The 15,037-nt window shown below is 41.6% G+C and carries 18 protein-coding genes; 7 read left to right on the forward strand and 11 right to left on the reverse strand.

Features of this window, described 5'->3' with window-relative positions:
- Window positions 1-16: 16 nt before the first annotated feature.
- From ACSSTM_RS07840 to ACSSTM_RS07850, 3 genes are all read right to left on the reverse strand, one after another.
- On the reverse strand, window positions 17-2,608 hold the full coding sequence (locus tag ACSSTM_RS07840) for a YfhO family protein (protein WP_437404116.1): 2,592 nt from the start codon (window positions 2,606-2,608) through the stop codon (window positions 17-19).
- Between the two features lie 87 nt (window positions 2,609-2,695).
- Window positions 2,696-3,679 (reverse strand): glycosyltransferase family 2 protein, encoded by a 984-nt coding sequence (locus tag ACSSTM_RS07845; RefSeq protein ID WP_034665005.1) that lies wholly within the window; start codon window positions 3,677-3,679, stop codon window positions 2,696-2,698.
- A gap of 290 nt (window positions 3,680-3,969) precedes the next feature.
- Window positions 3,970-4,242, reverse strand: coding sequence for a YfhJ family protein (locus tag ACSSTM_RS07850; RefSeq protein WP_034665009.1), 273 nt, complete (start codon window positions 4,240-4,242; stop codon window positions 3,970-3,972).
- Between the two features lie 116 nt (window positions 4,243-4,358).
- Between ACSSTM_RS07850 and ACSSTM_RS07855 the strand changes: the two genes are divergently transcribed.
- Both ACSSTM_RS07855 and ACSSTM_RS07860 read left to right on the forward strand, forming a co-directional pair.
- Window positions 4,359-4,508, forward strand: a complete 150-nt coding sequence (locus tag ACSSTM_RS07855; protein WP_003217849.1) for a small, acid-soluble spore protein K — start codon at window positions 4,359-4,361, stop codon at window positions 4,506-4,508.
- Window positions 4,509-4,533: 25 nt separating this feature from the next.
- Window positions 4,534-4,707 carry a YpzG family protein gene (locus tag ACSSTM_RS07860; protein WP_003217811.1) on the forward strand — a complete coding sequence of 58 codons (174 nt, stop codon included), beginning with the start codon at window positions 4,534-4,536 and terminating at the stop codon, window positions 4,705-4,707.
- A gap of 134 nt (window positions 4,708-4,841) precedes the next feature.
- On the opposite strand, the gene ACSSTM_RS07865 is transcribed toward ACSSTM_RS07860, so the two are convergent.
- Window positions 4,842-5,156 carry a YfhH family protein gene (locus ACSSTM_RS07865; protein ID WP_034665012.1) on the reverse strand — a complete coding sequence of 105 codons (315 nt, stop codon included), beginning with the start codon at window positions 5,154-5,156 and terminating at the stop codon, window positions 4,842-4,844.
- Between the two features lie 3 nt (window positions 5,157-5,159).
- The gene (gene recX / locus ACSSTM_RS07870; protein ID WP_060595806.1) at window positions 5,160-5,951 is read right to left on the reverse strand and encodes a recombination regulator RecX; all 792 of its coding nucleotides are present in this window, start codon (window positions 5,949-5,951) and stop codon (window positions 5,160-5,162) included.
- A gap of 94 nt (window positions 5,952-6,045) precedes the next feature.
- Here recX and ACSSTM_RS07875 point away from each other — a divergent pair, with 94 nt between their 5' ends.
- The 3 genes from ACSSTM_RS07875 to ACSSTM_RS07885 all read left to right on the forward strand — a co-directional run bounded on the left by ACSSTM_RS07875 (window position 6,046) and on the right by ACSSTM_RS07885 (window position 7,325).
- Window positions 6,046-6,942 (forward strand): TIGR01777 family oxidoreductase, encoded by an 897-nt coding sequence (locus tag ACSSTM_RS07875; RefSeq protein WP_034665017.1) that lies wholly within the window; start codon window positions 6,046-6,048, stop codon window positions 6,940-6,942.
- 52 nt (window positions 6,943-6,994) lie between these two features.
- Window positions 6,995-7,108, forward strand: a complete 114-nt coding sequence (locus tag ACSSTM_RS07880) for a YfhE family protein (RefSeq protein WP_080869592.1) — start codon at window positions 6,995-6,997, stop codon at window positions 7,106-7,108.
- A 61-nt stretch (window positions 7,109-7,169) separates the two neighbouring features.
- Window positions 7,170-7,325 carry a YfhD family protein gene (locus ACSSTM_RS07885; protein ID WP_034665021.1) on the forward strand — a complete coding sequence of 52 codons (156 nt, stop codon included), beginning with the start codon at window positions 7,170-7,172 and terminating at the stop codon, window positions 7,323-7,325.
- A gap of 36 nt (window positions 7,326-7,361) precedes the next feature.
- Here the strand turns inward: ACSSTM_RS07885 and ACSSTM_RS07890 are convergent, their stop codons facing one another.
- Complete coding sequence (locus ACSSTM_RS07890; protein WP_223256567.1) at window positions 7,362-7,949, reverse strand: nitroreductase family protein; 588 nt, start codon at window positions 7,947-7,949, stop codon at window positions 7,362-7,364.
- A 273-nt stretch (window positions 7,950-8,222) separates the two neighbouring features.
- Between ACSSTM_RS07890 and ACSSTM_RS07895 the strand changes: the two genes are divergently transcribed.
- Window positions 8,223-9,479, forward strand: a complete 1,257-nt coding sequence (locus ACSSTM_RS07895) for a transcriptional regulator (RefSeq protein WP_034665024.1) — start codon at window positions 8,223-8,225, stop codon at window positions 9,477-9,479.
- A gap of 36 nt (window positions 9,480-9,515) precedes the next feature.
- Here ACSSTM_RS07895 and ACSSTM_RS07900 read toward each other — a convergent pair whose 3' ends face one another.
- The 3 genes from ACSSTM_RS07900 to mprF all read right to left on the reverse strand — a co-directional run bounded on the left by ACSSTM_RS07900 (window position 9,516) and on the right by mprF (window position 13,530).
- Entirely contained in the window at window positions 9,516-9,983 is a 468-nt protein-coding gene (locus ACSSTM_RS07900) for a thiol-disulfide oxidoreductase DCC family protein (RefSeq protein ID WP_034665027.1), read from the reverse strand.
- 336 nt (window positions 9,984-10,319) lie between these two features.
- The gene (locus ACSSTM_RS07905) at window positions 10,320-10,868 is read right to left on the reverse strand and encodes a thioredoxin family protein (protein ID WP_034665029.1); all 549 of its coding nucleotides are present in this window, start codon (window positions 10,866-10,868) and stop codon (window positions 10,320-10,322) included.
- 91 nt (window positions 10,869-10,959) lie between these two features.
- Window positions 10,960-13,530, reverse strand: a complete 2,571-nt coding sequence (gene mprF, locus ACSSTM_RS07910) for a bifunctional lysylphosphatidylglycerol flippase/synthetase MprF (protein WP_034665032.1) — start codon at window positions 13,528-13,530, stop codon at window positions 10,960-10,962.
- 168 nt (window positions 13,531-13,698) lie between these two features.
- Here mprF and ACSSTM_RS07915 point away from each other — a divergent pair, with 168 nt between their 5' ends.
- Window positions 13,699-14,178: a MarR family transcriptional regulator gene (locus ACSSTM_RS07915; RefSeq protein ID WP_003217817.1), complete on the forward strand. Its 480-nt coding sequence runs from the start codon at window positions 13,699-13,701 to the stop codon at window positions 14,176-14,178.
- Window positions 14,179-14,200: 22 nt separating this feature from the next.
- Here ACSSTM_RS07915 and ACSSTM_RS07920 read toward each other — a convergent pair whose 3' ends face one another.
- Both ACSSTM_RS07920 and ACSSTM_RS07925 read right to left on the reverse strand, forming a co-directional pair.
- A complete protein-coding gene (locus ACSSTM_RS07920) occupies window positions 14,201-14,488 on the reverse strand; it encodes a hypothetical protein (protein WP_437404117.1) in 288 nt (95 codons plus the stop codon).
- A 12-nt stretch (window positions 14,489-14,500) separates the two neighbouring features.
- Entirely contained in the window at window positions 14,501-15,028 is a 528-nt protein-coding gene (locus ACSSTM_RS07925; RefSeq protein WP_437394816.1) for a YfiT family bacillithiol transferase, read from the reverse strand.
- Between the last annotated feature and the right edge of the window lie 9 nt (window positions 15,029-15,037).

The following is a 15,037-nucleotide window of genomic DNA, read 5'->3' on the forward strand; positions in this document are numbered from 1 at the left end:
GATAAAAAAACACCACTTATGATGAAAAGTGGTGTTTCTTGTGTTTTCTCCGTGCATAGAGGATCGCACCAATCAAACTGATCAATGAAATCAATGCGAGAATTCTGATATAAGGCGGATAGTAGGTTAGCACAATCTCGTTTTTTCCTTTTTCTATTGGAAAACCAATAAAAGTGTAGTTGGCTTTTTCAATATCGGTTTTGTGTCCGTTCACCGTGAGCTCCCAGCCTTTTTCATATGGAACAGGCAGAATCATATAATTATCGCCGAGCTTGTTATCATATGAAATCGTAAAGCGGTTATTTTTAAGCTTTACTTTTTGGCTGCCATCATCCTGTTTTTCTTTTTCATATGCTTTTTCTAGGACGCGGTAAGGTTCTTGATACAGCTTCATTTGATTGAGCTCATATGTCCCTTTTGGTACTCGAATGGAGAGGATCTTTTCCGCAGGGACTCGAATCGTCACTTCATTTACGCCTGTTTTGTAGATGGATGTATTGCTTTTTCGTGAGGTGACGTAGTCGTCAACGGATAACTGAAACCCTGCGTTACGGTCGGTCCGCTTCACATAAAAGCTCACATACACATCCCCTGAACGGGCCATATCATCTGGCAGTGTGATATTCAGGCCGCCCTTTTCTCCATATACATCAAGCACGCCATTTTCGTATACAGCTTGTTCAGTATGAACATTGGTATCTTTGACTCGATCTGCTGCGCGCTCGATTTCAGCGTTTCCTTTTTTGTCTAAAATGACGCCTTGCAGCATCGCATGCTCTTTATCAAGTGCTGAGGCATTCTTTAAGGATCTTTCTGAATAAACGGTGCTCGTTGTTCTTGCAAATGGCAGCGGCCGTGTATTTTCATATACCTCATAATGCTCGCTTTCTAATATTGGTTTAAAATAAGCTGGCGGTGAGTAAGGCATCATCTTGTCTCTCATATAATACTTTCCGTAGGTCAGGCTGTATAAATTCGCCCTGTCTCCCATTGTTGCATACCGGCTGACACTTTCCCTTCCCATATCGATTTGCAGGTCATTCCAGTAGAAATTGAGCAAATGCTGATTCAATATACTTGAATACACACTCATGCCTTGAAAGCCTTCAAATAACGGGGTATTGTTTCGCACGCCGTTCATCCAATCAATACGGGCGAGCGGATCTTTTGAGCGGCTTTGAATCTGCTGGATCAGCTTCATTTGCTCAGGCCCAGCATACGCTTCACTTTTCATATACGTATCTGATACGCTCTTTATATTGCTTCTTTCAGATAAGTATTCCTGCTGATACACGCCTGCTGTCAGTAGGCTAATGGCAAGAAGCACAGCTGAAAAGAGACGAAGGTGCTGACGTTTTTCCGCATGCATCCATAGGAAGAACAAGCTGATCACAAGCAGTCCTATGCCTGTAAACACAACGACATCCATGTTTCCCTTTGCTCGTTCTGAAAGAGCGACTGCGAGAAGGAACACGATCCAAGCGCCTAAGACCGCACGCTTTTTCCACTTCCACTCGATTTGTGAGAAATGCTTGATCATGATGGCAACAACCGCTCCAACTGTAAAGGCAAGAATGTATTCAAATCTGTACTGCGGTGCCGAAAAACCATTAAACACGCTCGCCATCTTTGGGCTAAAGTGAAAAATAATGAGCAGGATACTGATGGATGTGAACATGAAAAACCATCTGTTCCGGTAAAGCGGAACGAGGAACAGACAAATCAGAAAAATCACGGGTAATAAATATACCCTGCTCATAAACAGCAGATGATCATGCAGATCAAACCAAGGTATAGATTGATCATATGGTGGTCTTACATTATTGAGAAAGCCATAAACAGACGGGATAAAAAAAGCGGCACTGATCCCAAAGGATAACAGCGTAGAGATCGCAAGCGTCCAGAACACCTTCCACCCGCGCTCCTCACTTCGCAGCTTGATCATATATCTGAAAACAAGATAGATCGCTAAAAAGATAAAATGAATATAAGCAAAGTAAAAGTTGTTGATGAGCATCAGGCTGCACGCCAAAATAAACCAAGCCGGCTTACCCGTTTTGAATATCCGTTCAACCCCAAGCACAAGCAGCGGAAGCCACATCATGCTGTCGGTAAAAAACTCCCAAAATGTTTGATGCCGAAAATACACAATAGACAGTCCGTAAATTGCGGCACCTGTCAATGCACTTAGTCTATTTTGAACCATTGAAAGAAGCACACGGTAAGCGATGATTAGAATGAGCGTCAGCTTGATCACGCTCAGCCAAATCACAGCATGTGCCCAGAAATGAATGTCCGTTGACTGTATGAAATGAAGCGTATTCATCAGCCAGACGACAGCGACTGTCACCATAAAGACCGCCGACGTTGTGAAATAATACCCTAATTGCGTGTATGTACCGCCGCCTAGACCGAATTGATAGGAATAAAAGAAATTCCCTTTGACATATTCGTCGTAAAGCAGCTTTTTAAATGGGAGCATTTGCGAGATGCCGTCCCCATCTCCTGTCATGTACCGGCCTTGCGTATATTCATATAAGAAAAAGGAGTGTCCTAATAAAGCAAGAATGAGGCACATTCCAATGATTATCCATCTACGTTTCATCATCTAAATCCTTTCCACAAAAGATCCACTGTTCTTTGAAACAAAACAACCCAGCAAGCGATTCGTGCTTGCCGGTTATTTGACTCCACGTTATTTAAATAACTGTGTTAACACTCGGTCTTGTTCCTTTGAGCTTGTCTCTTGCTGCATGACATTTGATTCTTGGATCAAATAATGCGGCCTCTTTTTCGTTTCATAATAGATACGGCCAATATATTCTCCAATCACACCTAGACTCAAAAGCTGGACACCTCCGAGGAAAAGCACAGCCGATATTAAAGTGAAATAACCCGGTACCATCACGCCCGTTCTGACAATTTGAATAAAGGTGGCCACGATGTAAATCAAAGAGAGGAATAAGATCAGTATGCCAGTATAAAAACAAATACGCAGCGGGCGGTTGTTAAAAGAAATGACGCCATCTATGCCATAGTTAAATAACTTCTTCAGTGACCATTTTGTATCACCATGCTGTCTTTCTACATTTTCATAATAGATGACCTTTTCTTCAAACCCAATCCAGCAAAAAAGCCCTTTTGAAAAACGATTTCCCTCTTTCAGCTGAAGCAATGCATCGATTGCTTGGCGTGAAATTAAACGGAAATCCCCGACGCCATCACGCAAGTCCACTTCTACTACCTTGTTCATCACTTTATAGTACATGGATGCTAAGTAAGAGCGAAGCTTGCTGTCTCCTTTACGGTTCCGTTTGGCAATGACTTGATGATAGCCTTCTTCATATCCTCTGACAAAATCCTGAATCAAATACGTCGGGTGCTGCAGGTCGGCGTCCATGATGATCGCAGCTACTCCCTTCGCATATTCAAGTCCTGCCAGAATAGCGGCTTCCTTCCCAAAGTTACGCGAGAAGGAAATGTATTTGACCTTTGCACTTTTGCGAGAGAGCTCTCTCATGTATTGAAGTGTGTTGTCCTTGCTTCCATCATTCACAAAGATGATTTCAAAGTTATAATGAAAATCGCGAAACTCTTCCTCGAGTGCCTCAAAGATTCGTCTGATGTTTTCACCTTCATTGTAAGAAGGAATTATAACAGAGAGCAATTCTCGTTCCATATCGCACCTTCTCTTCACTTTTTTCACATAGTCTGTTATGTTCATTATTCCTTTTTTGTCAGAAAACGAAACCCTTTTTTATTATCCATAAATTACATGTCTCTTTAATCGTTCCATTATATCAAAGTTTTATTTCCAGTGATTTTCAGTAAGATGAATTTAATGTAATTTTAAGTTTAACCATTGTAAAAAGCCTGTAATTTCGATCACAGACTGGGTATTGTATCATAAAATTGTTTGCTTATTTATATATTTTCCTATTTATTGAAAAAGATGAGCGGGCACTTCTTTTAATGAAGCAGCCCTTTGTTCTGCCCTTGCAGGTGCTCGTTTGCCTTTGATTGTTTATTTTGAAATAAATGCAGCTGCGCACCGTAGCTCTCAATCCATTCTTGGACAATCCGTTCTGTTGTTTCCTGCCCTTTATACTTGCGGCCAGCCTTTGCATAGGTCGTTTCAAAATCACTCCAAAGCAGCTCTACCCATGTACGTGCTTCTTCATATGTCAGCATATTGTTTTTTTCCATGAGTTGTTCTGTTAGTCGCTCAAAGTATTGTTCCATGTCGGTTCCTCCTTCATCTAGCAGAAAGTGCCTTTTTAAAAAAACCTCTTTTTTCATATACTACCCTTACGTCTTCAAAAGACGCAAATGATTTGTATTGTTTGGAGGGAATCGATATGCGTAATAAAGCAAAAGGCTTTCCAAATCAAGTGAATCACAAATTTGAAGGCGAACCAGGCGCCACAGATGCTTATGCGTCTAAAAGGCCGAATGGTGAGACGAATACACGTCCACAGGAACGTATGAGGGCATCAGGGAAACGCTAATTTTTCCAAAGGGAGTGCTTGAGATATGAGTTCAAATGGGAAATCGTATATGGAAGACTTTGTTCAATTAAGGACAACCGCTTACCCTCAACCATGGGCGAATGCAAAGCATTCTGCCTCTCAGGTCAACGGAGAAACGCAGCAAACGCAGCACGACATCGTACTTCAGAACAACGTCCGTAAACAGCGTTCGAAGTAAAGAAAAGGACTGATCTCTAGGATCAGTCCTTTGTCTTCTTTTCAGCGTGATAGAAAACCCTTTGCAGCCCTAGGAAGGACGAGCACCGGCGCGCAGACCTGACACCGAATGCGAGGGTTTGCCTACACGCTGGATCAGTCCTTTTGCGTAAGCATTGAAATCGGCAGGGCATCTTCCTTATTTGGAGCCGATACTCTGTATCCCCATGCAAATACACCATTTAGATATTCTACGTAAAATTGCTCGTCTGTATCTTTGATTTGATATGTCGTTTTGGTTTGAATGAGAGCTGGATCTAATAAGTAGGCTTTCGCCATATCGATTTTCCGTTCTAAGACGGCATATTCATTTACAATGCCAAGCTGTTCAGCCTTTCGTGCTTTTTCAGAAAGAGAGGCAATCTCCTGCTTCAATTCGTATTCCGTCATCTCACTATAGCGTTTTTCCATCTGTCATTCCCCTTTGTCTAAAACGTGATCAATTGTATCGAGATCAAAGCCTTTTCTGAATAAAAATTGCTTCACTTTCATCTTCTTTTCAAATGATCCGTCATATCCTACCTTGCGTTTTGCCTTCTCCAGCATATAGAGGAGGGCTTCTTCTTCCTTTTCCTCTTCTTGTCCATCATAGGCTTCTTGAAGGGCTTTATCAATGATCGCAAACGAAAATCCCTTTCGCTGCAGCTGAAGCTTGATGCGCTGCTCGATCTCTTTTGCAGAACGATTCTTTTCTTTTCTCACAAGCTTGAGAACCTGATTGACGGCTTCCTCCAGCTGTAAGTCATCAGGATATTGCGATAGCGCTTGTTCAATGGTGTCATCGTCTATGCCTTTAAGCTTTAACTCTTTTTTCAGGACGGACGGCCCTTTGCTGTTCGTTTTACGGTGGGTGCTTACATAGGCTTCCGCAAATTCAAGATCATTTACATACTTGTAATGCTTTAATTTGTGTATAATTTCACTAATAGCAGGCGCTGGAATTTCTTTTTTCGTCAAATAATCGGTCACTTCTTTCACCGATCTCATTCGGTAGGATAAATAATCGACGGCCTGCTGAAATCCTTTTTTCACAGCATCACCGAATTGAATTTCAATGATATCTGCTTCGTCCAGCTCTTTCCCTTTTTTCAAATCGTGCTGGACGAGCACATCTAGATCAACGCTAAAGGCGTACTTTTCATCAAGAAAGATGTTCACCCGCTCCGTATTGTTTTTCTGAGCGGAGATTTTTGTAATATAGGGCATCCTGTGATCACTCCTTTTTTAAAACAATCAGGATGTTTCTTCTGATTCAAAATCGTGAAAGGTATAGGTATGTATATGAGAGGAGAGATGTCAATTGAATATCGCCATCACCGGAGGAACCGGTTTTATCGGCCAGCACGTCACAAAAGTGCTCGCTGCTGAAGGACATCATCTATATATTTTAACAAGAAATCCAAAGGAATCCGAACAAAATCATTTACACTATGTGCAGTGGCTGACAGAAGGTGCTGCGCCTGAGCATGAACTGCCTGCTATTGATGTCTGGATTAACCTTGCTGGAAAATCCATTTTCACCCGCTGGACAGACAAGGCAAAAGAAGGCATCCTCTCTAGCCGTATTCAATCCACACAAGAAGTGAGGCGCATTATAGAAGCGCAGGAATCGAAACCATCTGTGCTCATTCAAGCTAGTGCTGTCGGAATTTATGGCACGTCTCAAACAGGAGATTTTAAGGAGGAATCACCTCCTGCGGATACTGATTTCTTAAGTCATACCTCAAAGCTTTGGGAAGCTGAGGGGCAAAAGATTGAAGCACTCGGCATTCGTACCGTCTACACACGGTTTGGTGTCGTGTTAGGAGAAAAAGGTACACTGCCACTGATGACTCTGCCATATAAGCTGTTTGCCGGCGGGACGATCGGCTCTGGTTCGCAATGGGTTTCATGGGTTCATGTCGAAGATGCGGCACACCTCATTGCTTATGCGATACACCATGACGACTTCTCAGGTCCACTCAATGTCACATCACCGAATCCTGTGCAAATGAAGCAGCTCGGACAAACGATTGCGTCTGCCCTTCACCGCCCTCACTGGCTGAAGGTCCCATCCTTTGTCATTCAAACGGCACTTGGTGAAATGTCATTACTTGTTTTAGAAGGCCAGCGTGCGCTGCCGAAAAAGGCGCTGCTTTCTTCTTATGACTTTTTGCATCCTGAACTAAAAGAAGCGATTTTGCATTCAGAGGAATAAATTTTGTCAAAAACACCCATCCTATTAGAAATGAGATGAGGGGGCGATTTTGATGAAGAAAAAAGAACACCAGCCAACTTCAAAGCTGAAGAAAACCCAGGAAGTCCTGTATCAGCAGGAATTCAAAAAAGCAGAAAGAGCAGCAGCAGAAAAAAGAAACAAATAAGATGGATATTCCACTCCAACAAGCACATAACTAAAGTGATCTTGTAAAGGAGGGAAAGGCTTTGAAAAAAGACCAACACCAAAAATCCAACCACGAGCTTGCAGCACAAGAGACGGATGGCGAATATGTTGAATTTTCCAAAGAACTTGCAGATCCGAATGACGTAAAAGCAATGGCACGTATGAAAGCAGCCGACCAGCGCGCCAAAAAACAATAAGTAAAAAAGCAGACACTTTAGCGGTCTGCTTTTCTTTTATTGAATTTCAGTGAGAAGACTTGATGCTTTCTGACGTGATTTTTCCTCAGGCACCTCTTCTGGATAACCAATATGAAGGATCGCAGCAAATCGCTCGTTTTCCTTTAAGCCCATGTCCTGTTGAAAGCCTTTGTCATATAAAATGCGGCCGCTCTTCCAGACCATACCGATCCCTTGATCCCACGCAAGCAGCTGGAAGTTTTGAATAAGCGCACTCACGGCGGCAAAATCATCATTTCTCACCACAGGGTTCTCGTCTTCTTTTAGCACGACAAGTAAAAGCGCTGGGACCTTAGAAAAGTAATCTCTATATTGATTGATCTTTTCTTCCTTTGCATCTGGGTTGTTGCGCTGAAAGAACGCAATGAAGCGATCAACAAAAGTTGCTTTGGCCTCATCCGTCACCGCATATAGAAAGCGCCATGGCTCCGTGATTTTATGGTTCGGTGCATAGACTGCATCCTCTAATAACGGCTGAAGCTGCTCAATGGTCACCGGCGTCTCTTTGAATTTTCGAATGGATCGTCTATATCTGACAGCGTCTCGAATCGTTAACGCTTCTGTTTGTTGTTTGATTTCTGGCATATCTGTCATCCTTTCAATCAATCTTAATTGAAATTGATTCTCATTCACATTATAAACATCATTTAGGGCAATTTGCAAATGGTGTTTCCCTTCCTGTCTGCTAAAAAGTTGTTTGACTTTTTCAAGTAATGTTACAATCATATTACGTTTTAAACAAATTTTGATAAAAAAACCAGGATGATGAAATGGTTTCAGGTATTCCCATTTTGTCTGATTCGGTTATTTTGTCAAAAGGCTTTCAACCCATGATTGGAAGGGAGGCTTCTGGATGGAATGAAAATCAATATCGGGCAAATCATCAAGCTCTACCGTTATAAACAAAATATGACCCAATCTGAATTGGCAGAAGGAATTTGTTCTGTCTCTCATTTAAGTAAAATCGAAAATGGCTCAAAGGAGGCCAATCAAGATACCATCAATTTACTGCTTGAACGGCTGGGCATCAGTCAAGAAACGCTGTCACAAAAGGCGCGTCACCTGCTGTCACTCTTGGATGAGTTTCAAATGAATATGTATTTCTATGCACTCGATCAAGCTGAACAAAATGCAGAAATGATCATTCAGCACGAAGAACAGTTCTTTTCGCTGGATTTAGGCATTCAGTATCATCTGTCCTTATTTCAATTTTATTTATTAACGGACAAACAGCCGCTTGCCTTAAAAACACACCGCGTGCTTAAAAAGTTTGAAAAAACCTTTATTGAAACAGAAAAAGAAATTTTCGAATATTTAGATGGCATTCATCTAATAAAAAATGGTCAGCTTGAAGAAGGCTTAAAAAAACTTGAGAGCTGCTTTTCTTACGCGTCTGTTGAACAAAGTGACCTATATTATCACTATGCAAAAGCACTCGGAAATATGGGACATCTTGGTGATGCGCTTGAAGCGACACATCAAGCGATGGATTTATATAGACAAAAGAACAATTTCAAGCGGATTATTCACTGTACACTCATTCATGGCGTGATCTCACTGGAACTAAAAGCCTTTCAAACGGCGAAGAAATATTTAAAAGAAGTGATTATGCACACGTCCCTTCACCCTGATGCCTATATTAAAATGACGGCTTATTTTTATTATGGGGTGCTCTTAAAACGTGAAGGCGATTTCTCTTCAGCTGTGCCTTATTTACTAGATTCACTCAATTACTTTAATCAAGAACAGATAGAAGACCGTTACTGTGAAACATTGTATGAAATTGCGACATTATATGCTGAATATGACCGCAAAAAGGCACTTCCCTACATACACGAGCTCTTAAAACAGCCTCGTATTCAGCCAAATTGTTTATATATGATCAAGATCTATAAATTGATGATTGAGGAAAACCCTCTTGATTTGAAAACCTATTTGATCGAAGCAGCCCTTCCTTACTTTAAACAAAATGAGCTGCACAGTGAGTACTTGTTTGCTCTTAGAACCTTGCTTTCCTATGCGGCTTCTGAGCTTGACGAACGTGCATATATGTCCTATACGAGAACGCTGCTTGATCACTTAGCATCATATGTTCCCTATTACAAAAAAGCATGACCTTCTGCCGATCGAAGGTCATGCTTTTCCTATTCATTAAATGGTCTTCTGTTGATCTGTACCAGGACGAGTGACTTGTTTGACAGAATGAATGTACCGTTTTCTCGCAAAATAATCATACGCATGTTGTCCAAAGCCTAACCAAATGCTGAGCACGATGAATGGGATCGTTCCCCATAATGCAGGGATATTGCAGGCAATTCGCAGCCACGTATAGATCCCCGAATTTTTTTGGTTTTTGGCTAAGGAAATAGACACGATTCGTTTTTCTGCCTTCTCTTCACTTATTTTGTTCAGCTTGAGCAGCTGCGAATGCCTAAAGGATTCAAAATGAATACGGTTCTTCCAATCGAGAGCTTTCAACAAGTCAATCGCTTTTGCACATGAAGGACTTTGCCCGTCATAAAACACAAGCAGCCTCAGTGATTTGATGGAACGCTGTTCTCTTTTTTTCGATTCAGCGAGCTTCTTTTTTTCTTGATCGAGATAAATGATTTTTTTCATAGATTGATCGCCAGCCCTTTTCCGTCATTTGTTTTTTAGTTCGTTCAAAGGAGATTACAACTAGATTACTATAGTTGCTGGGCCTCTTGTATTGGGAAAAAGCAAACCAACGTGCGTTATATGAGCCTTTAGATAAGGGCAAAATTGAGGTTTTCATGGCACATATGAGGTTTTTCAACTAAAAATGGTTGGGAAAATCGTGATGCTTTGCGGTTTTCTGCGGTTTTTTGTAGAATTCTGCGGTTTTTCTACATCTTTATGCGGTGTTTTGTAGGTGAGACGCAAAAACAAGATAAAAAAAGACTACTTCCCGTTGCGGCGAAGTAGTCTTTTGGTTTATATTTTTTCCAAAACTTCTACTATTTCTTTCTCAATATCTTTCCATAAGTAACGATCTGTCGTATAGTGATGTGCGGCTTCTTTCGCAAATACTTGAAAAGCTTCTTCAAAATCAGGTGCATCCTTGTCTGGTTTTTTCTCATCAACAAAGCGCTGTGCTTCTGTTGAGCGTGGCCCCCATTTTCCTACTTCATTCCCGTCCTGATCAATGATCACGATAATCGGAATCGATCTTGCGGTCCCGTTCGTTAAATACTGATCCATCAGGTCTAGATGCTCGTCCCGAATGAAATAGCGCGCATCAATGAGTGCTTCACTCGCGATACGCATGAAAATTGGTACATTGACCATCGCATCCCCGCACCAATCCGCTGTGATAACAAGCGCTCTGAGCTTTTTCTTTTGCAGCTTTTGAAGCAGCTCTTTTTCTTTTTGATGAATTGCGTACTGATTGTACACCGTGAGCAGATTTTCTCGGTTTTTCTCCATGTTGTGTACATATGTACGTTCAGTTAATCCCTTTGTAAACCATTCATTTAATGTCATATTTACATCCCCCTTACCCTTCAACTTTACCACTTTTGCTATTCTTTTGTCTAAAAAAACCTTCACCTAGTGAAAGGTAAAGGTTTTTGATCTATGGACGCCGGTTGCGATTTGGGTCCATCCCAATCAGCTTGGTGACAAGCACCATTGTGACAGGTAATGATGTATTCTTTTTATACGCTAAATATTTTCCGCGCCACTCGGGTTTATATTTCTGTTTAAACGACCTTAATCCGCTGAAGCTGTACATAAATCTGACGTTGTTGAAAATGACACTCGCCAAACGCTCCGTGAGGAAGGACTGATGAAACGTCCCTACATTTGATAAAGGCGCCATTCCCATGTTAAAGGATTTGTAGCCTTTTTCTTTCGCCCATTGAAAAAGGTGGATAAACAGCGCATCCATCATCCCGTTCGGTGCATCATGCATATGACGCATTAAGTCGATAGAAATCTCCCCTTCTTGATACATCGGCATTAGTGACACAAAAGAAATGATCTCCCCTTGTTCATCCTTCAGAATCGCAACCGGTGCTTTTTGAAGATAATCTTCTTGAAAATAGCCGAGCGAAAATCCTTTTTCTTTTTTCTTTCCGAGCCAGCTGTCAGAAATCTGTTTTAAGGTTGAAATGAACTCATCTGAAAAAGGCGGTTCCAGCATTTCAAACGTATAGCCTTCTCGTTCAAACTTATTGGCCACAGCCCGTAAATTTGATTTTTTCTTACCGGAGAGAGAGAACGTTTCTAAATCGACCATGGCTTCTTCTCCAAGCTTAAAGAAATGAAAGCCTAAGTCATGATAAAGTGCCATTCCTTCCCGTTCTACTTGATAAAAAGCGACGCGATAGCCTGCTTTTTCGGTCTGCTGTAAAAACTCTTCAAGCACAAGTGGATAGGACGCTTTACGTCCAGAGGGATCTCCGAGCACAATGACGCAGCGGCCAATTCGTCCAAATTGAAGCATCGCCTCTCCATCACTTGAGAAAAATAATTTTTTATCGCCTAAAAAGCCAAGATGACTGAGGGCATTTCCGCCCTTTTCCTCTAAAAACGTTTTTAATTTTTCCTCATCTGCTATTTCTCCAATAGGAAATGCTTTTTTATTAAAAATCAATTTACTAATGAAAAAGAAAAGTGGTACACCGATGAGAGCAATCATGCTCGTCATCGTGATATGCCGTTCATTATGCACCAGGTAATCCTTACTCAAGAAATGCCCAATTTTTGTCCAAATAAAGTTGCCGATGACATTATAGTTAAACAGCACGAGTAAATATCCAGCGGCGGCCGCCACAAACTGATACAAGGAATAAGGTGCCTGCTGCTTCACAAATTGATTTCGAAGAGAGAAAAATACAGCCATGATGACTGGCAGAATAAAGATGAGACTCAGGTTAAATCCTTTTAACAAAGTAAACACAAAGCCGCCTGCTAGGGCGATCATCGTCAGCACATACGATCTTTTTGTTCGTTTATACACTTCAATGGACAATATCATCAGAATAATTCCGAACATTAAAGAAAGACCATTAAATCCTGATAACAGAAAGCGTGGAATGCTGGTAATCACGCCTAATCGATCGACAGGAAGCACAACAGACGCCATGATGAGCAAGCCGCTTCCAAAGGTTAAAATCGATAAAGATCCGTACAATAAACGGATTAATAAAGCACGGTGCAACACAATTAAGACGTTCGTTGTTTCTATGGCAGGTGCCATTCTCGGATTGCCTTCAAGACGTCTAAGCGTCGTTCCCGTTAAATCGTAAGCAGCTAGACAAAGCCCAAGGATAAACGGGAAAATCGAGTACACGAAGCGGTACAAAACGAGCGCCGTCAGCACCATCTCTTTATCAAACCCAATGTACTGCATGCTGAGTAAAAAGATGAGATCAAACGAACCAAATCCGCCCGGAACCATACTGATTAAACCGCCGATTGACGCAATCGCAAATACGCCTAATACAATCCGGACATCGACGTTCATCCCCATAGAGACGACAGCCATGTACATGACAAGACCAGCTGCCAGCCATTCTAAAAACGATGCACCGATATAAGCGTAAATCGGATGCTTCAGTCCATTTTCACCGCTCTCAATCGAGCTTTTTCGAATTGATGCCATGATGATATATATCGGTACAATACAGGCAAAGATGATAACAAAGGCCCATAGCCACGGCTCTTGGCTGATAATACTTTCAACAGGAAGCACCCTCACCAAGATCAGATCACTGAAAATAGATAAGCCCAAAAGGACCGAGGAAGTCAAAAGGGCAATGCCTTTCAGCAGTTTTTTCGTATCGGTTATGTACTCCTTGTATAGAAGCGTTCTAAGCCCTGCTCCTGATAGACCGCCGAACCCAAGGACACTGTTAAAGGAGTTCGCAATCCAGGAAATGCGAATCGTTTTCCAGCCGCTGATGGGCATATTAAGGCTTCTTCGTAAAATAAAATCATATAAGGACATCGATAACACTGCGACAAGTCCAAGAAAGACAAGAATAAACAAGTCCATTCGATTCAAGCTGTCAATAATATAAAACGTCTTTTTAATGGAAAGGCCGCTCAGCTCCTGCTTGGCGACAAAAATTAAGACAAGGATGATCACGATCGGAAAAAGCATTTTTAAGATCGTCATACCCGTTTTTTTGTTCCACATGTTTTCCCCAACTTTCTAGGTTGCTTCATTTATTTAGACTGAACATTATTATACAACAAATACCACTTGATTCATGCAGTTTAACATTCAAAAGCTTGACGAACCTTTCAATTAGAAGTAAAAATCAGTAGTATAGAGAAAAGAGCCGCTTAAAGGAAGTGAACAAGCGTGGAATATAATATTCATGACACCACTGTATTAAAAGAAGAGATTCTATCTCCAGAGGAAAAAAAGACATGGGTGCTTTATATGAAAGTACTCACAGCTGCAGGTCTTGGAGATGTTTCAGAATGGATGAAGCTCGATATGAGTATGCCTCAAATGAAGGTGCTCATGCTGCTCAATAACCATGGCTCTCTCAAGGTATCCGAAATCGCTGAAAAAATGGGCGCTTCTCTATCCAATATGACAGGTCTGCTTGACCGGTTAGAACAGTCTCACTTTGTCGAGCGAAAACACTCTGAGCGTGACCGGAGAATCATTGTCGTAGAACTAACGGAGGAAGCGAAAAATATTTTTAGAAGCATTTATCAAAAAGGACACGAAAAAATCAAAAATTCCCTCCAACGACTCAATGACGAGGAAAAAGAAAAAGTCAACGAAGGGCTGGCTATTTTAGAAAAAGCACTGCGTCCTGAACGCGGCTAAACATGAAAAGGAAAAAAGACGGTCACTTGAGGTCCGTCTTTTTTATTTCTTCTACTTGTTTATCTGAGAGGATAAACGTTTTTTGAATAACTCCCCTGTCATCCCATAAAAGATAGGCTAAACCGATGATGAGAAAAAGGATGCTGATCCACGTACCGCCAGGCAGCACCTCTTCAAGAAGTTGGAATTTATTTACATCCTCAGCAAAACTCGTTCCAGAATAGTGAATCTCGAAAAGTACGTATTTCGCTAGATAAAACAATGCCGCCATACAAATAAACATGGCGCCGACAATTCTTCTACCAGACATGTGATGACTCCTTTAATTCCACTGATTTTTTTTGATTAACTCCGTGATATGGGCAAGGTGATGCTTTGAATGCCAGACGTACATTCCTGTTGCATCATATAAGGACACCGTTTGTTGATCGGCTGGGTGATAATAAAACGCATTGAAGTCTTCCTCTGACATTCCCCGAAGTAAAGTAACCCACCTGCGATGCAGACTGCTGATCAAGGGAAGTGACAGGCTGATGGGCGCCTTGCTGTCTGGAAGCTCGGCAAATCCCTCCTGATCGTATGGACGTATATCCGGTGTCTCTTCTGTGAGCGCAAGTTTGAATCGTAAATAAGCATTCAGGTGGCTGTCTGCTACGTGATGAATGAGCTGACGGACGGTCCATCCTCCAGGCCGATAGGGTGTATCCAGCTGACCATCTGTCAACTGATAGGTCACCGCTTCATACTCTTGTGGAATCGCAGCCAACTGATCAATCCATGCCTCAAGCTGTTCTTTCGTTTTTTCTTCAACCGATTCATATAAGCCAATCGGATATTGTAATGACGTCATACGCTCTCC

The organism is Bacillus sp. RK1064, assembly GCF_051488405.1.
In the GTDB taxonomy this organism is placed as follows: domain Bacteria; phylum Bacillota; class Bacilli; order Bacillales; family Bacillaceae; genus Bacillus.

Coding starts and splice junctions, on each gene's coding strand:
- ACSSTM_RS07840 (WP_437404116.1), bottom strand. CDS start 2,608: ATGATGAAACGTAGATGGATAATCATTGGAATGTGCCTCATTCTTGCT.
- ACSSTM_RS07845 (WP_034665005.1), bottom strand. CDS start 3,679: ATGGAACGAGAATTGCTCTCTGTTATAATTCCTTCTTACAATGAAGGT.
- ACSSTM_RS07850 (WP_034665009.1), bottom strand. CDS start 4,242: ATGGAACAATACTTTGAGCGACTAACAGAACAACTCATGGAAAAAAAC.
- ACSSTM_RS07855 (WP_003217849.1), top strand. CDS start 4,359: ATGCGTAATAAAGCAAAAGGCTTTCCAAATCAAGTGAATCACAAATTT.
- ACSSTM_RS07860 (WP_003217811.1), top strand. CDS start 4,534: ATGAGTTCAAATGGGAAATCGTATATGGAAGACTTTGTTCAATTAAGG.
- ACSSTM_RS07865 (WP_034665012.1), bottom strand. CDS start 5,156: ATGGAAAAACGCTATAGTGAGATGACGGAATACGAATTGAAGCAGGAG.
- recX (WP_060595806.1), bottom strand. CDS start 5,951: ATGCCCTATATTACAAAAATCTCCGCTCAGAAAAACAATACGGAGCGG.
- ACSSTM_RS07880 (WP_080869592.1), top strand. CDS start 6,995: ATGAAGAAAAAAGAACACCAGCCAACTTCAAAGCTGAAGAAAACCCAG.
- ACSSTM_RS07890 (WP_223256567.1), bottom strand. CDS start 7,949: ATGCCAGAAATCAAACAACAAACAGAAGCGTTAACGATTCGAGACGCT.
- ACSSTM_RS07895 (WP_034665024.1), top strand. CDS start 8,223: ATGAAAATCAATATCGGGCAAATCATCAAGCTCTACCGTTATAAACAA.
- ACSSTM_RS07900 (WP_034665027.1), bottom strand. CDS start 9,983: ATGAAAAAAATCATTTATCTCGATCAAGAAAAAAAGAAGCTCGCTGAA.
- ACSSTM_RS07905 (WP_034665029.1), bottom strand. CDS start 10,868: ATGACATTAAATGAATGGTTTACAAAGGGATTAACTGAACGTACATAT.
- mprF (WP_034665032.1), bottom strand. CDS start 13,530: ATGTGGAACAAAAAAACGGGTATGACGATCTTAAAAATGCTTTTTCCG.
- ACSSTM_RS07920 (WP_437404117.1), bottom strand. CDS start 14,488: ATGTCTGGTAGAAGAATTGTCGGCGCCATGTTTATTTGTATGGCGGCA.
- ACSSTM_RS07925 (WP_437394816.1), bottom strand. CDS start 15,028: ATGACGTCATTACAATATCCGATTGGCTTATATGAATCGGTTGAAGAA.